14 protein-coding genes and 3 pseudogenes are annotated in these 18,678 nt (G+C 33.3%); 10 read left to right on the top strand and 7 right to left on the bottom strand.

Going from position 1 to position 18,678, the window contains the following annotated elements:
* Positions 1 to 4 precede the first annotated feature (4 nt).
* The gene (locus tag IRZ80_RS04350; protein WP_194640336.1) at positions 5 to 1,993 is read right to left on the bottom strand and encodes a fibronectin type III domain-containing protein; all 1,989 of its coding nucleotides are present in this window, start codon (positions 1,991 to 1,993) and stop codon (positions 5 to 7) included.
* A gap of 480 nt (positions 1,994 to 2,473) precedes the next feature.
* Between IRZ80_RS04350 and IRZ80_RS04345 the strand changes: the two are divergent.
* The 6 genes and pseudogenes from IRZ80_RS04345 to IRZ80_RS04320 all read left to right on the top strand — a co-directional run.
* Positions 2,474 to 2,855: pseudogene (locus IRZ80_RS04345) on the top strand (conjugal transfer protein TraG); the annotation flags it as partial.
* 312 nt (positions 2,856 to 3,167) lie between these two features.
* Positions 3,168 to 3,545 carry a hypothetical protein gene (locus tag IRZ80_RS04340; RefSeq protein ID WP_194640335.1) on the top strand — a complete coding sequence of 126 codons (378 nt, stop codon included), beginning with the start codon at positions 3,168 to 3,170 and terminating at the stop codon, positions 3,543 to 3,545.
* An 80-nt stretch (positions 3,546 to 3,625) separates the two neighbouring features.
* Positions 3,626 to 4,540, top strand: coding sequence for a M48 family metallopeptidase (locus tag IRZ80_RS04335; protein WP_194640334.1), 915 nt, complete (start codon positions 3,626 to 3,628; stop codon positions 4,538 to 4,540).
* A 5-nt stretch (positions 4,541 to 4,545) separates the two neighbouring features.
* Positions 4,546 to 5,076, top strand: coding sequence for a stage II sporulation protein M (locus tag IRZ80_RS04330; protein WP_194640333.1), 531 nt, complete (start codon positions 4,546 to 4,548; stop codon positions 5,074 to 5,076).
* A gap of 9 nt (positions 5,077 to 5,085) precedes the next feature.
* Complete coding sequence (locus IRZ80_RS04325) at positions 5,086 to 5,643, top strand: hypothetical protein (protein WP_194640332.1); 558 nt, start codon at positions 5,086 to 5,088, stop codon at positions 5,641 to 5,643.
* A 305-nt stretch (positions 5,644 to 5,948) separates the two neighbouring features.
* A pseudogene (locus tag IRZ80_RS04320) lies at positions 5,949 to 6,068 on the top strand (N-6 DNA methylase); the annotation flags it as partial.
* A gap of 153 nt (positions 6,069 to 6,221) precedes the next feature.
* Here the strand turns inward: IRZ80_RS04320 and IRZ80_RS04315 are convergent.
* The 5 genes and pseudogenes from IRZ80_RS04315 to IRZ80_RS04295 form a co-directional block, all read right to left on the bottom strand.
* Positions 6,222 to 6,667, bottom strand: a pseudogene (locus IRZ80_RS04315) (ORF6N domain-containing protein); the annotation flags it as partial.
* A 225-nt stretch (positions 6,668 to 6,892) separates the two neighbouring features.
* Positions 6,893 to 8,629 carry an alpha-amylase family glycosyl hydrolase gene (locus IRZ80_RS04310; protein ID WP_194640331.1) on the bottom strand — a complete coding sequence of 579 codons (1,737 nt, stop codon included), beginning with the start codon at positions 8,627 to 8,629 and terminating at the stop codon, positions 6,893 to 6,895.
* 7 nt (positions 8,630 to 8,636) lie between these two features.
* On the bottom strand, positions 8,637 to 9,563 hold the full coding sequence (locus IRZ80_RS04305; RefSeq protein WP_194640330.1) for a carbohydrate kinase family protein: 927 nt from the start codon (positions 9,561 to 9,563) through the stop codon (positions 8,637 to 8,639).
* 35 nt (positions 9,564 to 9,598) lie between these two features.
* On the bottom strand, positions 9,599 to 10,903 hold the full coding sequence (locus tag IRZ80_RS04300; protein ID WP_194640329.1) for an MFS transporter: 1,305 nt from the start codon (positions 10,901 to 10,903) through the stop codon (positions 9,599 to 9,601).
* A gap of 93 nt (positions 10,904 to 10,996) precedes the next feature.
* Positions 10,997 to 13,618: a TonB-dependent receptor gene (locus tag IRZ80_RS04295; protein ID WP_194640328.1), complete on the bottom strand. Its 2,622-nt coding sequence runs from the start codon at positions 13,616 to 13,618 to the stop codon at positions 10,997 to 10,999.
* Between the two features lie 155 nt (positions 13,619 to 13,773).
* On the opposite strand from IRZ80_RS04295, the gene IRZ80_RS04290 reads away from it, so the two are divergent.
* A complete protein-coding gene (locus tag IRZ80_RS04290; RefSeq protein WP_194640327.1) occupies positions 13,774 to 14,802 on the top strand; it encodes a LacI family DNA-binding transcriptional regulator in 1,029 nt (342 codons plus the stop codon).
* A 345-nt stretch (positions 14,803 to 15,147) separates the two neighbouring features.
* Here IRZ80_RS04290 and IRZ80_RS04285 read toward each other — a convergent pair whose 3' ends face one another.
* Complete coding sequence (locus tag IRZ80_RS04285) at positions 15,148 to 15,567, bottom strand: winged helix-turn-helix transcriptional regulator (protein WP_194640326.1); 420 nt, start codon at positions 15,565 to 15,567, stop codon at positions 15,148 to 15,150.
* A gap of 101 nt (positions 15,568 to 15,668) precedes the next feature.
* On the opposite strand from IRZ80_RS04285, the gene IRZ80_RS04280 reads away from it, so the two are divergent.
* From IRZ80_RS04280 to IRZ80_RS04270, 3 genes are all read left to right on the top strand, one after another.
* Positions 15,669 to 16,466 (top strand): SDR family NAD(P)-dependent oxidoreductase, encoded by a 798-nt coding sequence (locus tag IRZ80_RS04280; protein WP_194640324.1) that lies wholly within the window; start codon positions 15,669 to 15,671, stop codon positions 16,464 to 16,466.
* A 16-nt stretch (positions 16,467 to 16,482) separates the two neighbouring features.
* Positions 16,483 to 17,487 (top strand): NADP-dependent oxidoreductase, encoded by a 1,005-nt coding sequence (locus IRZ80_RS04275; RefSeq protein WP_194640323.1) that lies wholly within the window; start codon positions 16,483 to 16,485, stop codon positions 17,485 to 17,487.
* A gap of 126 nt (positions 17,488 to 17,613) precedes the next feature.
* Positions 17,614 to 18,651 carry an SDR family NAD(P)-dependent oxidoreductase gene (locus tag IRZ80_RS04270; protein ID WP_194640322.1) on the top strand — a complete coding sequence of 346 codons (1,038 nt, stop codon included), beginning with the start codon at positions 17,614 to 17,616 and terminating at the stop codon, positions 18,649 to 18,651.
* Positions 18,652 to 18,678: the final 27 nt, after the last annotated feature.

The raw sequence follows: 18,678 nt of genomic DNA, 5'->3' as shown, positions 1-18,678 counted from the left end.
AAGCTCAATAAACAACGGTTAAAACTTCTTCTTTTGCAGGGCTATTACTATCCAGATCGGGAATCAAGTGATACTCGTATTCCATATTTATCTTTAAATTCTTGTCTTCTAAAGTAAAAACATCACCATTTAATTCTCTCCACAATGTTGGAGGCGATCCCTTTACATTTTTATAAATACTCAAGCCCTTAATTTTACCTTTGTTTTTGGTATAGCTCCACGTCAGGATTATTTTTTTGTTTTCCCTGTCCGGTACTCCTTGTAAAAAAGTAATTATTTTAACTGGGGTAAAATCTAAAACCTGTACTGTTATGACAGAATGGTCTAAGGATGACCAAAGATTACTTTTATCCTTTGCCAAAATAGCATACTGATATGTTTTCTTGTTCTCTACCTTATCATCTGTAAATTCTTGAATAGTATCATTAATTTGCTTAATTTCCAGCCACTTTTCTTGTCCTTTTTCTCTTCTTCTTAAGCTATATCCTACTACATCTTCACTGTAACTTCGTATCCATTTTAGATGTACTTTGCCATCTTTATTATCGTAATCTTTGAAAATAGGTGCTGCTGGCGGAATTTTATCTGGCTTGTCCAATATTAAAACATCAGATGGATCTGAAATATTAAAACGCATATCTTCGGCAGCAATTCTATAATATACCTTACTGTTTGTCATCTTCAGACTTACACTGTCTTTATAGTCATTACCAACATAAGATTGATGATAAATATCAACAAACTCTTCATCAGGGTTATTGGCTTTTAAAATTCGATATCCTCGCAAATCTTTTTCCTGATTAGGTTTCCATTTTAATCGAACAACCCCAAGGCTATCAATTACACCTTCAAGTCCTATTGGTTTTGCCGGTGGTATTGAATCTATAGGCTGGACTAACATACTTTGAGATGTTAATCGCTGGTTATTTTTACCAACAACAGATATGGTGAAATAATTTGATGGATATAAATTTTCCTTGTAATTTAATTTTCTTACTGATGGAGGAATAATTTTAGAAACTACTTTATAAGGTCCTTTGTCATTATCTGCCATGTTAATTTCATATCCCTGAATAAAACTTTCTGAAGCTACAGGATAATCCCATTCAAGGTTAACTTCGTTTGAATTAATGATATTATAATCTACAAGCCTTGCCGCAGTAGCTATAGCGGCTACTCCTGTTGCAGTAATTGGTTTTGTTATTTCTCCTTTTTCTCCAAATGAAGTGATGCCGTATAATCGATATTGATAGGTTTTATCGTTTACACTAAGTGTATCAATGTAATACATTGTTTTTGACGGATGTTCGTCTTTATCATTTAAGTTTACTAAAGGCGTAGTTGCTATGGGGCTAAAATTGATTCCATCAGAAGATTTTTCGACCATATAAGAAGTATAAATTCTTTTGAAGGTTTCGTAATCCCAGGAAAGCAATACCTTTTTATCATCTGGAACTGCAATAAAATCAGTTGGAGCTGGAAGTATACTATAGTCTTTTAAACTAATCATATATGATGATTCTTTAACTTTTGGGCTTTCAAAAACACTTACCTGATAAGCATAGACTTCATTCGCTTTTACATTGGTGTCAACTAAACCCCAACCCGCTTTTACTGCACCTGTAAAACTCATATCGGCTGCGTATAAAGCAAAGGTGTAGCGCTGATCCAGTTCATCAGCCATGTTTACTATTTTTGAAAGCTCTCCTTCCTTAGCTGAAGTTATCTCAAAGCTTTCTCCATAAATAGATTGTGCAATTATAGCAGCATTATTATCTTTTTGTACCAAATCCATCCAGGCATCTAGCGGTTCTGGAAGTAATGGCTTTGGAGTAAGCAATATTTTTTCAGGTTTTGGCAGAATTTTGCCATCTCTAAACACTGTACTTCTGGTAATAACAAATCCTTTTTTATTTGCTTTTTGCCATTCACTTGGGGAATTAACTGCCCATCGAATCAAAATTTTGTCTTTCTGGGCTCTGGCGTTGACCATTACTGCAGCCCGTTTGGTTTGTGAAAATCCCAGTGAAATAGATAAAAGAAGTAAAAAAAAGAGTCTAATTTTAGGCATTTAAATTATGTACTTATTTCCGTGTTAAAAAAGAGCAAAAATAATACTTTATATGGACTGACAACTATAAATTGTTAATATTTATTTGTTAAAATGCATTCAAATTTCACCTCCAATGTGAGTACTCAATTGTCCTTACAATTTTTCAAGTTCAACTAGGCTTTTTGTTCCTTTTATTTAGTCTAGTGAGTTGTCGCTTTACTTTGACGGCTACACTGCCGGGAAAGATTTTTCATTCAAAGGATGTTTTTTCTCAAACACTTGTCTTTAATGCTTTCGATAATCTATTCCACTCCCGTTTTCTTACCAATTAGGAATAAGTAATTAATCATTTCATTACAAAGATGTAGGTATAGCCGTAGATCGTGTTACTTATATTGTATCCTTTTTTTTGGGCAATACCATAATAAATCAACTTCAATATCCACACAGTTAGATAGCCTTATACCTGCTTCCCAAATATCTACGCTTACTCAAGGTATGTTTGTGGGTGCTGTTTCACATAATTTTGATGAACGTATCCAGCAGAAAATATTCCACGCTGAAATTGTTATGGATAACGAAAAAGTAACTGCCGAAACCAAGGCATATCAAAAAATACCGAAGATTTTATCCTTTGTAGATGCACAAGGTAAAGACAATATGAAACAGGAAATCGAAGCTAATTTATAGAGAGATAAAACTGGATATCTTACAAGTTATAGTAAATGAACTTGAAAGAATCAAGAATGATCCTGACTTACGGCACTTAGTACAAAAAGATAAGCCCTTAGGCAATGTATAAATATGAATATATCTTTAGTTCGCAATAAGGTTTTACACGTTTTCCTCGTACAAAGATCTTTAAATGATTTACAAAAAAGAGTGTGTTTTTCCACTCAATAAGCTTACACACATACAAAATCCACCAAACCTAATTTTAGTTTATTGAGACATTTTGCAAGCGATACAAACTCATTGCGCTCTGGGCAAAACTGGGAATGCAAAATCAAGCTTAAGCATCATTTTAAAAACATTTTGATAAGATTTTGTAGTGATCTTTGATCAAAGGTGACCACTTGTAAGACTTATATTTGGAGTGTAAAAAATGATTCAAATGTTAAAAACCAAGTTGTTATTAGTTGATGACCATCCAATGACTGTTGATGGGTATGTCAGCATACTTTCTAAATTAGAAAGTAATGATTTTTTGATAGATGCTACTACCGCATTTTCTTGTAAGGATGCATACATAAAAATAATAAATGCATATAAAATTCAAAAACAATTTGCAATTGCATGCTTAGATATTAGCTTGCCGATTTATGAAGAAAAATCTATATATTCTGGAATCGATTTAGCACTTCTAGTCAGAAAGTATTTTCCTTATTGTAAAATAATACTAATAAGCATGCATAGTGAAACGCTACAAGTACAGCTATGTAGGCATGGTCTTGGGTGCTGGTGCAGGGGCATATTAATAAAAACTCTTTAATTGAACTTAGATAGAGCGAATATAATCTTCTTCTTGAAATCTTCGCTCTATTTATTTCAACAAATCTAAAATCATAAAAAATGAATGAAGCAATATTAACCTTGCTAATAAAATCTTTAAAAATAAGTTTCGCTTTTACTTTTCTACAAGTTATCGTAATTTATATTCCTTATCTTTTTGTTGGTAAAATAAAAAGAAAGATTATAAGTCAACTACTATTTTTTAATGTTTTTGATTTTATTCTTTCAGGTATTTATCTTTTTATTGTGATTTTTATTTTTCAACTATTAGGAATTGTGGATGATAATAGTTTGTTCAAAACTCAGCACCCCGTTTTATATTTTATAGTTGGAGGTTTCGCTATGACATTGGCTAATAGCTTCTTTGCACTGCTGTTTCCAATAATATTGAAAAATCAAACCAATCGATTAGAGTCATTGCCAAAATATAGTCAATTGCTGCAAAACAAATTTGGCGTAGATATTCCCGTTTATACGACTAAAAAAAAATGCATTAATGCCTTTGCGATTGGTTTTTTTTCAACAAATAAGATTATTGTATTAGGAAATGAGCTTATAGCTAATTGTAATGAAGATGAAATTGAAGCAATTTTATTCCATGAATATGCACATCATAAAAACAAAGATTTAATACATTTTTATTTGCTTCTTATTACATCATGCTTATTTTTTTTATTTTTCAGGGAAAATTTTATGATGTTCCTGAAAAGTATGCTGCCTTTAATTAATGATGGGCTCGCGATTGCAATTTATGGAGGACTTTATGGCTTAATTTTTAGTATAATTTTTTCTCGTATAAGCCATAATGCAGAATATAACGCAGATTCTTTTAGTGCACAAAACACGAGTAATAGTTCAATGGTTGAAGCTCTAAGAAAAATATCGTTTTTCACCGAACATTTTATTGATAAAGGAGGTATGACACATCCGAGTCTTATAAAACGTATTGATAATATAATGGCAACTAAAAAGTAAAAAAAATGAAGGTCTTAATATGTTTACTTGCTTGGATGTTAGGAGTCTTTATAGCTTTTAATATGCATAATTCTTTTATGAAAAGCAGTGAAAATAAGCAACTAATATTTAATGGACAAAACCAAAATGGGGTTTGTGCTAATATGAATAACCCAACTGAATATCCTTATTTTAAGCAAGTTTCTGACCTTTTTGTTCATAATCTTTGTGTTGCTTTTCTTTTGTCAATTGGAGGCTTGTTTACGGCTGGCAGTTTAAGTCTTTTAGTACTTATATATAATGGCTTTTTAGCAGCATCAACAATACTTTATGTCTCTAATTACCAAAATTTAACTTTTATTTTGTCAAGGCTTTGGCACGCCCCATTTGAAATTGTCGCTCTTATTTGGTTTGCTAGTTTTGGACTATCCGGAGCAACTTTATTCTCTCGTTTCTTGAAAAAAGAAAAAAATTTATTCTATGATTTGTATCTATTTAAAAGCCTTTGGAAACCCATAATTTTACTATTTTTAGCAGCTTTAATTGAAGCCATTTAATACTTTGTTATGCAAAATGAAAGAAAAGGATTAACAATAGTTCTTGTTGGATATATTTTATTGTTATTGATTGACGGCATTATTAGAAATTATATGATTTCGAAAATCCTTCCAGAATCTTACCAATCAATATCAAATGTTATAAATGGATTTAGTTTGTTTTTCTCCACAATATTTATGTCTATAGTAGTCATGTTATCGATGACTTTTACATTTTTATATATTGCGCTTTTTAAAGATGATTTTGGTTATTCTTTTCTAATTAAGGCATGGGTAAATTTATTAACGGTTGATATTATTTTTGGAATTGCTAAATTTTCTTTATTATGGATATTATTGGATAATGAACTTTCAGATGTAGTACTCAATGATTCTGTTCCCTTGACTTTATCTAGGTTGCCTTATACAATTGTTTGCTCACATATTGATATGATAACAATTTATATTTCAATTGCTGTTTTTTTAATTACATTATATCAATCAAATAAAAGAAATCACTTACAATCAATAATACTAAGTTCTTTATTGTTGTCAATGATGTTGCTACTATATTATAAATTTATTTAGGCTAATCAAAAGGATGTAAAGGCAGATAATATTACTCATGAAACAATGATAGGTTTCTAAATGCCGATTAAAATTTGAATATTTAATCAATTTACTAGATAATGTTCTTTATTCATCACAAAATATATCATTATCATATAAAAAAAATTATAATTGCACTAATTTATTTCATATATTTTAAACATTAAAAAATCTTAAACATTCTGTTAATATTATTCGAAGCTGGAATAATGGACTTGGCTTTATATCCTGAGAAGATAAAACTTAGGTATTGATTAGAAAAACCTTAAAGATATGCTCGTAGGGTTTCAATCGATGAGATCGAAAAGAATAATTACAATTTGAACATCTCCCGTTACGTAAGCACATCAGAAGATGAAATACAGATTGATTTGAAAGACGTTAATATCAATTGGCTTCAATAAATGAAAGTATTAAAATAAACACTGATAAACACAATGAATTTTTTAAAAGAATTAGGTTTAGTTAACATTTAATTTCATTAATGTTTGCGTCCAATCTCGATTAAAAATGTGAATCAATATCAATTAATAAGCCCTCTGAAAATTCTAGAGGGTTTATTGTTTATGCAAGATTTGAAGCATCTTACCATTCTCAATATCCATTCTCGAAAAAGCAAACCATTTTTTGCCCAAATCTTTTAGAGATGCTCCAATATGATAAAGTTCTGTATTGTCAAGAATTAAAAATCGGTCGTGAGCATCGGGAAAAATATCAATCTCAATTGGCGGATATTGGCTGTTGTACCGTTGCACATCCAGCTTTAACTGGTTGCAGATATTTTTGGTATAAATGGTTGCAGTAACATCATAATTCCGGTTACCTAATAAGGTCAGCACGGTATCATCCACATAATTATCTAGCAAGATAACGGAGCTTTTGGCATTTCGGATAATATCCGAAACCAAGGTATAAGCATCGAAAATCTGCCCATTGTAGAAAACACCTTTTCACTATGTAATTTATCCGTTTCGAGTGCCTTGAAAATCTCTTCAAACTTTTGGTAATCGAGTAGACGGCTCCGCCCCTAAAAGAACGGAGTGCGCCTCTCACACCACCGAGCATACCGGGTCACGTACTCAGCGGTTCGCAAAGAGATGGGTTAAGCTCGATATAAACATCGGTAAAATATTGATAATCATGTTTTTACAAGCAATATTTTAAACAAATCACTACCTTTTCCCAAAAAACCTCAGCATTGCTTCCATTTACCGCTTAACATAATCTTTTAAAAAATCATTTTTTTAGTAATTTGATTTTCGGTATGATGTATTGTGAACATATTGGTTTTAAGGTCGGCTTCTAAATACGCTATAGTATTATTGTTGGTCCATTTGATAGCTATTGAATCATCAGTCGATGGATTTATTTCAACTTTGCCCAAAAAAGCACTTGAGGTGTTTCTTAAACGAATAATCTCCAACTGTTTCTTTACAACATCAGTTTTTAATCCACGCTCTATGTCTTGCAAACTTAATGTGGTGCGGTTAATTTCTTTGTGCCCTGCACTGCCGCCATGATCTGCTGCTTCATAATTATTCTTTCCTGCAAAAATATCCAGATACCAAACCTGAGGTATTCCTGGCATAAACATTTGGATCGCTCTGGCCAAAAGTAATTTTTGTTCGTCTTCACCTAATGCACTAAAGAAAGTGGCATTTACTTGGTAATAAGAAATTTTTTTCCCTGATGGATCATAAAGATTTTTTACACGGCCTCCACGCTCGATGATTGTACTCATGATGGTTTCTATTTCATCATCTTCTAACAAGCCTTTGTTGTAAACACCATTAATTTCTTTTCCTTTTAAATCTAAAACTGGAATACCGTCGTGACAACCCAGCATGTTTACTGTTTTGTATCCTTTATCAAGAATTTCCTTTGCCCAGTTTAGTAGAGCTTTACTCGATTTGTTTTCAATAGTGTGGATAGTCAAACCAGGTAAGAAAAAATCATAAATAGTATAACCTTCGTTTGCTACTTCGTCATGTAAATGAAGTCCATATTCTGCATGAATTTCAGGCAAGAGCATTAAACTGTTTTTGTTTGCAATTTGCTTGATACGCTCTAAATATTCCCAAGTGCCGGGTTTGTTGAAAAAGTTTGATTCGCCAATTTGCTTATGCAAATAAGCAAAAGCATCCAAACGAAGAATATTGCAGCCATAACCATTTAGTTTTTTTAGGGTCTCTTCATAAAAATCCCATACTAATGGAGATGCTGCATTGACATCCATTTGCCCTAAATAGGAACGATTTTGTTCAGCGATCTGTAGAATTTCTGTTTTGAAAGGAATACAATCTTCAAATTGTATACTGCTAAAATCTTGATTTTGTTCTATTGCATCGTTGATTTTTTCACTTACAATGATGCGCTGCTCTGCTGTTAATTGTTTTATATTTTGTAAATCAGCAGCAGCAATTTTTTTATACGTTATTTGCTGATAAAAGGTGTTCCAATAAGGTTGTTCGGTGCCATCTGGGAAATGCACTTTTAATATGGGCAAACCAGATTTTCTCATGAAAAGTTTGTTGAGAAATTCTTCTTTAGGAATAATGATTCCTTCTTCATTTTTTTGGCCATTGCCCTTCCAGAATTCATTCCAATTGATAAAAAAATCTTTGTATTTCGATTGATTTCCTTTTTTTAGCAAATCTTTAAATTGTGGTGATGCAACGGAGAGATGATTTAATACAATGTCAAATTTTAATTTAATATTGAGTCCATTCAAAGCATCTAAATCTGCTGTAGTAACTAAATCGTCATTAATATTATAATCAATAATAGAAAAACCTCTGTCTAAATCGCTATTAAAAAATGTTGGCAGCACATAGAATAAAGAAAAAACATCCTTAAATTCTGGTTTTTTAAGCATGCTTATTGTGTCACACAGCTTGGTTCCAATACTGTCAGGATAGGCGTTAAGCATTACACCATTAGTGATTGTTTTGTTATTTTGCTCCATGATGATTTTATAATAGTTGAGATAAGATATTGATATTGTCCGGTAAACGACCTACATTTTGCAGTTTTAAAGCAGCTAATTTTAAAGCAATATCCAGACATTCCTGAATTGTTTTTTTCTTGATATAAGCAAATAAAAACCCAGACCAAAAAGCATCGCCAGCACCTGTGGTATCAACAACTTTATCTATTTTAACAGCAGGCAGTTGTATAAGGTTTTTTCCTTTTTGAGATAATTTCACTCCTTTGCTGCCCAATGTAAGACAAACGATATCAACGCCTTCGTTATGGAAAAAATTAAATATTTCTTCATGAGGAAGTTCTTTTTCAAAAAGGCGTAACATGTCATCTTCACTAATTTTTATCAACGGATTGAACTTGCAATACGTTTTGATTACTTGAATCGCTTCGTCTTGACTGTTCCAAAGTTTTTTGGCATAATTGACATCGATACTTAATCGACAGCCTAAATTATATGCTTCTTCAGCTTTTTTTAAAATGGTGTCCTGTGCTGGTTTTTTGCTTAAAGCAAAACAAGTAGTGTGAAATATTTCAGTTTTGGATAATGTTTCTTTTGATATTTGTTCCTCATCAATACAATAATCGGCTTCACGGTATGGAATGAAGTCCGGTGTACTCTCAGATCTTGAAACAAAAATAACGCTGGTAGATTTGCTATCCAGACACTTTATATGATCTGTATTTAAGCCAACACTGGACAGCCTGTCTAAAATATAAGTTCCAAAACCGTCATTTCCTACTGTTGCTACCATAATGGTATTTAATCCTAATCTTGAAGAGTTCATAGCAACATTAGTAGGCGACCCTCCTAAATAGCGATGATAATCTCTAGTGTTGTCAATAAAAACTCCTGATTGATGTCCAATGAAATCTATAAGGACTTCACCAACACAAAGGATATCTATGTTATTCATAATTGTTGTTTTTTAATGGTTTATCGAACCAATTTTTACATCGTCTGCGGTTTTTTACTTTTAATAAAAAGTGTTGCTATTGCGCTTAATATTAAAAGTACTCCCGCAAAAGTGACGGCTAAACGTGCATCATTATTTAAAAAATGTTTTAAGATAAAACCAAAGGATAAATTTTGTAAAATCATTGGTATCACAATCATCATATTAATTATTCCCATATAAACTCCGTATCGTTCTTTAGGGATATTGGTAACAACCATCAGGTAAGGAATTCCCATCATGCTTGCCCATGCGACCCCATAGCCAATGATTACCGGAAGGAATAAATACTGATTTTGTATTATTGGGAAAAAGAAAAAGGAAATTGCCCCAAACAAAAGACAAACAAAATGCACCATTTTGGGACTGTGTCTCTTGGCTAATTTTGCCAGATAAAAAGCTACTGAAAAGGTTATAATAAATCCGAATGCACCAATCAATCCCATCCATTCTACCGCTTTTTCATAAATTTCTTTGTTAGAAGGAGTAACATTCCATACTGACAAAGCAATGCTTTTGGAATTGTTTTGCCAAAAACACATTAAAGCATACCATTGAAATAAATACACTAAAAAAAGCTGCCACATTACTTTTGGCATTTCCAATACAGCATGATAGATATCAACAAAAGGAGAAAGGAGGTTTAAGGGTTCTGATTTTATTTTTTCGATTTCTTCTTTTGCAGGTGGTATTTCTGCTGTTTTTTTCATGCTCCACCAAATCGACGTTATTGAAAGTACTGCTCCTAGAAAGAAAGAGGCATAAATCCAGTTGGGCAATTCCCCATTGTAACCTGTAAAAACGATGGGAAACAGGAATAATGAAATATAGGATAAGAATTGACCAAATCCGGTAAAAAAACTTTGTGCTTGAAAACCTGTCGGCTGCTGATCTTCGTTAAGAGTGTCGGCAATAAAAGCCCGATACGGTTCCATGGCGGTATTATTACCCACATCTAAAATCCAAAGCAGACCTGCTGCCATCCATAGCGAACTACTAAATGGGAAAAGAAATAAGGCAATACTACAAATCACAGCTCCAATAAAAAAGTAAGGTTTTCTTCTTCCCCACCTCGGATGCCAGGTTTTATCGCTCATTGCCCCAATTATGGGCTGAATCAATAATCCGGTTAGAGGTCCGGCTAAATTTAATATTGGAATTTGATCCGGACTGGCGTGAAGAAAATCATAGATAGGATTTACAGCACTTTGCTGCAAACCAAAACTGTATTGGATGCCAAAAAAGCCGACATTCATATTGATTATTTGCCAAAAACTAACTTTAGGTTTAGAGAGTACCATAATTATGTGTTTTTTATGATTTTAAAATCAATTCCTGTACTATAAAAATACAGGAATTGAAAACCAACCAACATTTATGCAATATCTATTTAATTAAAACTTATAGGATAATGCCATAGAAAGGGATCTTCCGGTCATTGATCTTGCTCTCACATAGTTTACTTTGTTTTCAGTGATGCTGCCTTCTTCTGCTTCAGTGATAGCAAGTGTGTTGAACAAGTTGTTTCCTGAAATATTTAAAGACAGTCCTTTTGCAATACCTACTTCTACAAATCCATTTACAATTACAAATCCATCCATCACTAATTGATTGGAATCTTGAGCAAAAGCTTTTGACTGACCAACAAAACTTAAGCCAAGTGTGTTTTTATTCATGAATTTATAAGTAGGGATAAAACTGTACATTAATTTTGGCTGTCTTCTAGGCTGATTTCCATTGTTGTCACCAGAAGTAATTTCAGCTTTTGTGTATGTTAATGAACTTCTAAGGTTTAAATTATCGGTTACATTATAGGCTGATTCTAATTCCAGACCCAGAGATTTATAGTTGTTTTTGATAATGCTGTTTGAAGTAGCTTCGTAACCGCCCTGCTCATCTGTTTTAGAATGGAAGGCTGTGGCGTAGAAATATCCTCTATTAAATTTTTGTTTGTATCCAATTTCAGATTGTTGTAAAAAATCTAAAGCGTTGATTTTATTTCCATCCAAATAATTCAAACCACTAAATAGAATTCTGTCCGCTTTAGCTGAAGCACCTTTACTGATACGTGCGAAAACAGACTGTCTGTTATTAATTAAGAAATTGGCTCCTAAAGTATAAGAATAATAATCGTAATCATAATTTACCGGCGTAGCATTGGCATTATCAATCGCATAAACATTTTGTTCCGGTACTGATATTTTTCCGTCATTGTTGATGTCATAGGTTGTTGAAACGCCTCCGGCAAATGAACCCGTTACTTTTCCTTTGTCATAACGTAAACCTCCTTCAAATGATAATTTTTCAGTTGCATCTACCGTAATATTGATATATGGTGCCGAAACATTGTATTGTGTATCATAATTTCGGGCTAAATTTCCCCAAGCCGGAGTTCCATAAGCATAAAGACCATTTTCTGACAATAATGTACCGGCTGCATTTTTAACGTTTATCAAACGAGGATTCGCATCTGAAACTTCTTGTAAATATGAATTCCACAGCCATGACATAGATACATTTTGCATGGATTTAAAAAATCCGGCTGTTATTCCTATTTTGTCCAATTTTTTCGTCAACCTCAAATCATTCATAAAATTCCCCATGTTGTTTAATTGAGTGTCGAACATGTGAATTCTGGCAACTAAACCATTTGGAGTATTAAAAGCGGCTCCATTATCAGCATAGCTTAAAGTTGATCCAGCTCCAAACGAATTTGCAATTGTTGAAGCTGTGGCTAATTCAGCAGGGAATGGAGAAATAAAACCACCTGTATTTAATGTTAATCGGATGTTGTCATTAATTTTCCAGCCGTCGCCTAAGTCAAATGAAGCATTGGCTCCTATCGATTTTGAAATTGGATGCATTCCATTAGCAACTGCTTCTCTGCGCACATTTCCGTCAGGCCCAAGTCCAAGATTATGAGTTAAGTAGATAGATTGTAAAGCACCAGTTGTGGCATCATAACCGTCAACACTTTTCCAATTTGGGTTGGCATTTGTTCCAGAAACAGCTACTGGCATTGGCATATAAGCGACCGCCCTGTCATTTAAGAATTTAGCGTAAACCGTAATAGAACCATTTTCAAATTCTTTAGTAATATTAAATTTAAATTGTCCACCATTATTGCTGTTAAATCCTGTATTTCTAATTCCTTCACCAGTTCTGTAAAAACCACCGGCGTGAAAGTACAATCCTTCTCCAATTTTTCCGCCATAATCCAAATCGGTTCTAAAATTACCATAATCTAAACCAAAAGCAGTGCTCAAATTACCACCTTCTGTTTTTCCTGTTTTGCTGATAAAGTTGATTATCCCTCCCGGAGAATTAGTTGACAAAGTAGAAGCCGAACCTCCACGAATAGCTTCTATTCTAGCAATATTTCCATCAAATCTTGTAAAAATATCTGCTGTTGCAAATGCAATATCACCAAATAATAATACCGGTAATCCATCTTCCTGAAGTTGTAAATATTTGGATCCGCCAGATGAAATTGGAACTCCACGAACAGAAATATTTGAATTTCCTTCACCTCCTGAAGATTCTGAACGAATACCGGGAATGGTACGGAAAATTTCAGCTGTCGATCTAGGTGCGGATTGTGTTATCTGTTCTGTCCCCAATGAAGTTATGGAAACACTTGATTTTATTTTTGCTTTCGGATTTACAACTCCAGTGATCACCACATCATCTAAAACATTTGCATTTTCTACTAAGGATATGTTTTGTATGGTGTTGCCATCTATAGATACTTTTAATTCGACTGATTTAAATCCGATATAAGCAGCAATAATGTTTATCGTTTCATTTTTTAGATCTGAAAATGAATATTTTCCGTCTGAATCAGTTGCGGTTGCTTTATTACTGTTTTTTATCGTAATATTTACTCCTTGAAGTGGATTCCCCGAAGCATCAGATACTGTCCCCGATAAATTTGAGTTTTGTGAAAAAGAGAAGTTAAAAAGCAATAATGCCATAACTAATCCCATTTTTTTTAATAACGAATTTGTTGTTTTCATGGGTTAAAATTATTTGATTAATAATTTGTTTGGTTATTTTTTATCAAATCTATTTTTAATTTCACAAAACAAGTTAGTGTTTTTAACCGAAAACGTTTTCGAAAACACCGAAAACGTTTTCGGTTTTGTAATTTTTTTTTTCGATATTTGTTTTTATGAGAGAGACGACATTAAAAGAAATAGCCTCAGCCTTAGGCATATCCATTACCACTGTTTCAAAGGCGTTAAAAAACTATCCTGATGTTAGCGAAAAAACAAGGAAAGCAGTAATTGCTCTAGCCGAAGAATTAAGCTATACACCTAACAGTTTTGCCGTAAATCTGAGAACTAAAGAATCTAAAACCATTGGTTTGATAATTCCAGAAGTGGTGCACCATTTTTTTTCCGGAGTTGTTAATGGCATTATCGCTGAGGCAGAACGGCATGGCTATTTAGTTATTATTCTTCAGTCTAATGAATCTTTAGAATTAGAGAAAAAACAAGTAGCCCTTTTAATAAATAAAAGAGTTGATGGAATTATAATGTCGCTGTCCAACGATTCGAATGATGACATTCATCTGAAAGAAATTCTTAGAAAAGAGATTCCGTTTGTGCAATTTGATAAAATTTCCAAATTGATTCCGAGTTCAAAGGTTATCATTAATGACCAGAAAGCAGCAATGGAAGCTGTCCAGCATCTAATTGATATGGGATGCAAAAAAATCGCTCATATTCGTGGTCTTGAAAATCCGCAAAATGCCATTGATCGTTTTTTGGGGTATAAAAAAGTATTGGAAAAAAATGGAATTCCGTTTGATTCTTCATTGGTTTATTCTTGTAAAACGATCACTTTTGAGCAGGGAGTCGAATTCGCAAAACAAATTTTGGAGGAGGACAAAGGGATTGATGGAATTTTTGCCATCACGGATTTAGTTGCTGTTGGGGTTTTGGCTCATTTTAATGAAAAAGGAATTCAGGTACCTGATCAAATTGCTGTAATTGGTTTTAGCAACTGGTTAGTCTCACAGGTAATCACACCAAAATTAAGCACAGTTGATCAGCCTAGCTATGAAATGGGTGTTGCTGCTTTTAATTTATTATTAGAAGAAATCTCATGCCGAAAAGAAGGAAAGTCTTTCGAACCTAAAATAATTGAATTGAATACTGAGGTAATTCCCCGTGAATCAACACTTAAAAAGCGATAAAAAGAGACTAAAAAAAAACAAGATCACTAAAATAGTACTTTATACCAGACGCAAATATAAAATAGTCACTTAGAATAACCTCACCCCTTCCCTCTCCAAAGAGGGCAATAGTGAAATACAAGTATTAGCTGCCATTACTTTCGCTATGAAGAGTTTGCGAAAAATCACCCTCAATTTATCCAACGTTTTTCACAGCATCTTATTGCTTCTTTTTTAGGAATTACTAAAGAAACCTTGAGCCAAATAAAAAAACAAGCCCTCAGGTAAACATCCCTTTTTAGACTAAAAATCGAAACCGCTGACAATTGTCAACGGTTTTTTCACACCCGAATATCCTTTCCTTTTTTAGGCGCTTATTTGCTTCTTTAATAGATTTGCGGTTGCTTTTATAAATTCTTCTTTCCCTTTTTTGGCTTCATTTATCAGTACTTTAATGTCAGCTGGAATCTCAAAATATTTATCAGCCCACAAATGCATTTCTACAATAATGGGCAATAAATCGATTGCTTTTTGGGTGAGTTTATATAAAACTTTTGCCTTACTTTCCGGGTGTTCTAATTTTTCGATAAGTTTATTTTCTTCTAAATTTTGAAGTCTTGATGCTAAAATATTCGTAGCAATTTTCTCTTCCGATTTCAAAAACTCGCCATAAGTTGATTTTTGACGAAACATCATATCTCTAATAATCAGCAGCGACCACTTGTCTCCAAAGACATCTAACGTACAGCTAATAGGACAATCCGATCTTTTTTTTATTTCTTTCATAAAATTATTTTTAAAAAACACTTGCGTATTGAAAGTAATTTATATATTTGCACTTGCAATATGCAAGCAAAAATATGAATTAATTTTTAAATACGATTAAAATGAAACAAAATATTTTAGTAACAGGAGCCTCATCAGGTTTTGGTTTGTTAATCGCAAACAAGCTGCATCAAAATGGCTACAATGTAATTGGTACCAGCAGAAATCCTGAAAAGTACGGAGCAACAGTACCATTTAAAATGATAGCTTTAGATTTGGATTCGGAGCAGTCAATTAGTTCTTTTTCCGAAAGACTATTTAAAGAAATACCAAAATTGGATATTTTGATTAACAATGCAGGCTTTTTAGTAGCAGGTATTGCTGAAGAAATTCCTATTGAATTAGGCAGACAGCAATTGGAAACTAACTTTTGGGGAACTATTAAAGTAACAAACGCAATATTACCACATTTTAGAAAACAAAAATCCGGTAAAATCATTACCGTAAGTTCTATTATAGGGCTTGTTTCTTTTCCTAATACTGCTTACTACGCCGCTTCTAAACACGCTTTAGAAGGGTATTTCAAATCATTGCGATATGAATTGAATGAGTTTAATATTAGTGTTGCAATGATCGAACCAGCTGCATTTAAAACAAATGTTATAAATAATTCAATTGCCACTATAAATAGAATTCCCGACTATGACTCTTTAAGAAATAAAATTCAAAAATTCTCTGACGAATTATTAAGTAAAGCCGAAGATCCAAAATTAGTTGTCGAAAAAGTGATTAAAGTAGTTCTAACAGACCAACCTAAATTCAGAAATATTGTTGGTAAGGGTACTTCAGTTATGATTAATCTACAACATTTTGCTTATGGAATTTTAGAAAAAAATGTTCTTAAGCAATTAAATAAATAAAATATAGAAAATAAATATGAAAGCATTCATAGTAAAAAAATACAGCAAAAAAGAAAAATTGCAACTGACTCAAGTGGCTGACCCCAATATAACCGAAAATCAAGTATTAGTTCAAATTCATAGTGCCGGTGTAAATTTATTGGATTCACTTATTAGAAATGGCAATTTCAAACTATTTTTACCTTACAAAGCTCCTTTTATAAACGGACACGATATGGCGGGCGTTATCACCAAAGTAGGAGCAAAAGTTTCAAAATTTAAAGTCGGCGACGAAGTATATTCCAGAGTTGGCGACCACAGAATAGGCACATTTGCAGAACAGATTGCCGTAAACGAAGGCGATTTAGCATTAAAACCCAAAAATATTACAATGGATGAAGCTGCTTCTATTCCATTGGTTGGATTGACAGTCTGGCAAGCTCTTGTTGAAATTGCCAATTTGAAAAAAGGGCAAAAAGTGTTCATTCAAGCGGGTTCCGGAGGCGTGGGTACTTTTGCCATTCAGTTAGCCAAACATTTGGGTGCATTTGTAGCCACAACAACCAGTTCGGCAAATACGGCTTTGGTCAAAAGTCTCGGTGCCGATTTGGTTATTGACTACAAAACACAAGATTTTGCTGCTATTTTAAAAGATTATGATGTGGTATTGCATAGCAATAGAGAAGCAAAAATCCTTGAAGATTCGTTAAAAATTTTAAAACCAAGAGGTACAGTTGTTTCTTTGACTGGTCCGCCTACTCCAGAATTTGCAAAAGAAATTGGGTTAGCCTGGCCTTTTCGAATACTGATGGGACTATTGAGTAGATCGGTAAGAGGAAAAGCAAAAAAGTTAGGTGTTAATTTTAACTTTTTGTTTATGAGGGCCGAAGGAAGCCAATTACAACAAATTACCCAATTAATAGAATCAGGTATTATAAAACCAGTTATAGATAGGGCGTTCCCATTTGAGCAAACCAACGATGCTATGACTTATGTAGAATCAGGACGTGCCAAAGGTAAAGTTGTCATTAAAATCAAATAATCAGAACAAACAAAATCAATAAAAAAAATGACCTTTTAAACAAAGTAATTCGGACTTTTGAACAAAACGCACTGGCGATACGCATTCTATCTTTGTCTCAATAAAAATTTAAAATGAATTTAAAAAATGGGACAAAAAAATTACAGCGGAGCCTTGCAAAAACCGATAGGTTCTGGCTTCAACGCAACATCAACAACAAAAGATGTTATCAAGGGAATTGACCTTACAGGAAAAACCGCTATCATTACAGGTGGTGATGGAGGTTATGGTTTAGAAATCACCAAAGCGTTAACATCGGCTGGAGCAACAGTTATCATTCCGTCTAGAAATGTAGAAAAATCAAAAGAAATTGTAAATGGAATTGCCAATGTAGAAGTAGAAGCATTAGACTTGGCAGCACCTGCTTCTATCAACGCTTTTGGAGAGAAATTTATAGCCTCTGGCAGATCATTGCATTTGCTTATTAACAATGCGGGCATTATGTGGACGCCACTACATCGTGATTCCAAAGGTAACGAAGGACAGTTTTCTACCAATCATTTAGGTCATTTTCAACTAACGGCCAAACTTTGGGATGCATTAAAAAAAGCAAATGGAGCAAGAGTGGTTAATGTTTCGTCATCATCACATCATTTCTCACCAATTCTTTTTGATGACATAAACTTTAACCAAAGAGAGTACGATAAATTTGTGGCTTATGGACAATCTAAAACTGCAAATATTCTTTTTGCCGTAGAATTAGACAAAAGAGGACAACAATTTGGCGTTCGGGCTTATGCTCTGAATCCTGGTTTGAGCTTGGAAACCAATTTGGGTAAGCATATGACATTTGAAGATTTTGTTACTTTAGGTATATTACATCCTGACGGTACTCCGAACAAAGAGGCAGAAGCATCAATGGATAAAATAAAAAAAACTAAAGAACAGGGAGCTGCAACAGCGGTTTGGGCTGCAACGAGTCCACAGCTTGAAAACATTGGAGGTGTGTATTTGGAAGATGTTGAAATTGCTCAATATGATGCGGCTAATTATGACAGCATTGCAGCAGCCTATAAAAATCCTGCGGGATTTCCTGGTACAGCACCGTTTGCATTGGATGCAGAATCAGCTCAAAAACTTTGGACACTGAGTGAAGAATTAACGCAGATAAAATTTGACATTTAATTAATTGAAAAAAATAAGGTTCACGTC

This window comes from Flavobacterium sp. HJJ (assembly GCF_015351475.1).
In the GTDB taxonomy this organism is placed as follows: domain Bacteria; phylum Bacteroidota; class Bacteroidia; order Flavobacteriales; family Flavobacteriaceae; genus Flavobacterium; species Flavobacterium marginilacus.
This window is presented reverse-complemented; position numbering and strand designations above follow the sequence as displayed.

Excerpts from the sequence above, each read along its gene's own strand:
- IRZ80_RS04350 (WP_194640336.1), bottom strand. The coding sequence starts at position 1,993 with ATGGTCAACGCCAGAGCCCAGAAAGACAAAATTTTGATTCGATGGGCA.
- IRZ80_RS04340 (WP_194640335.1), top strand. The coding sequence starts at position 3,168 with ATGTTAAAAACCAAGTTGTTATTAGTTGATGACCATCCAATGACTGTT.
- IRZ80_RS04335 (WP_194640334.1), top strand. The coding sequence starts at position 3,626 with ATGAATGAAGCAATATTAACCTTGCTAATAAAATCTTTAAAAATAAGT.
- IRZ80_RS04330 (WP_194640333.1), top strand. The coding sequence starts at position 4,546 with ATGAAGGTCTTAATATGTTTACTTGCTTGGATGTTAGGAGTCTTTATA.
- IRZ80_RS04325 (WP_194640332.1), top strand. The coding sequence starts at position 5,086 with ATGCAAAATGAAAGAAAAGGATTAACAATAGTTCTTGTTGGATATATT.
- IRZ80_RS04310 (WP_194640331.1), bottom strand. The coding sequence starts at position 8,629 with ATGGAGCAAAATAACAAAACAATCACTAATGGTGTAATGCTTAACGCC.
- IRZ80_RS04305 (WP_194640330.1), bottom strand. The coding sequence starts at position 9,563 with ATGAATAACATAGATATCCTTTGTGTTGGTGAAGTCCTTATAGATTTC.
- IRZ80_RS04300 (WP_194640329.1), bottom strand. The coding sequence starts at position 10,903 with ATGGTACTCTCTAAACCTAAAGTTAGTTTTTGGCAAATAATCAATATG.
- IRZ80_RS04295 (WP_194640328.1), bottom strand. The coding sequence starts at position 13,618 with ATGAAAACAACAAATTCGTTATTAAAAAAAATGGGATTAGTTATGGCA.
- IRZ80_RS04290 (WP_194640327.1), top strand. The coding sequence starts at position 13,774 with ATGAGAGAGACGACATTAAAAGAAATAGCCTCAGCCTTAGGCATATCC.
- IRZ80_RS04285 (WP_194640326.1), bottom strand. The coding sequence starts at position 15,567 with ATGAAAGAAATAAAAAAAAGATCGGATTGTCCTATTAGCTGTACGTTA.
- IRZ80_RS04280 (WP_194640324.1), top strand. The coding sequence starts at position 15,669 with ATGAAACAAAATATTTTAGTAACAGGAGCCTCATCAGGTTTTGGTTTG.
- IRZ80_RS04275 (WP_194640323.1), top strand. The coding sequence starts at position 16,483 with ATGAAAGCATTCATAGTAAAAAAATACAGCAAAAAAGAAAAATTGCAA.
- IRZ80_RS04270 (WP_194640322.1), top strand. The coding sequence starts at position 17,614 with ATGGGACAAAAAAATTACAGCGGAGCCTTGCAAAAACCGATAGGTTCT.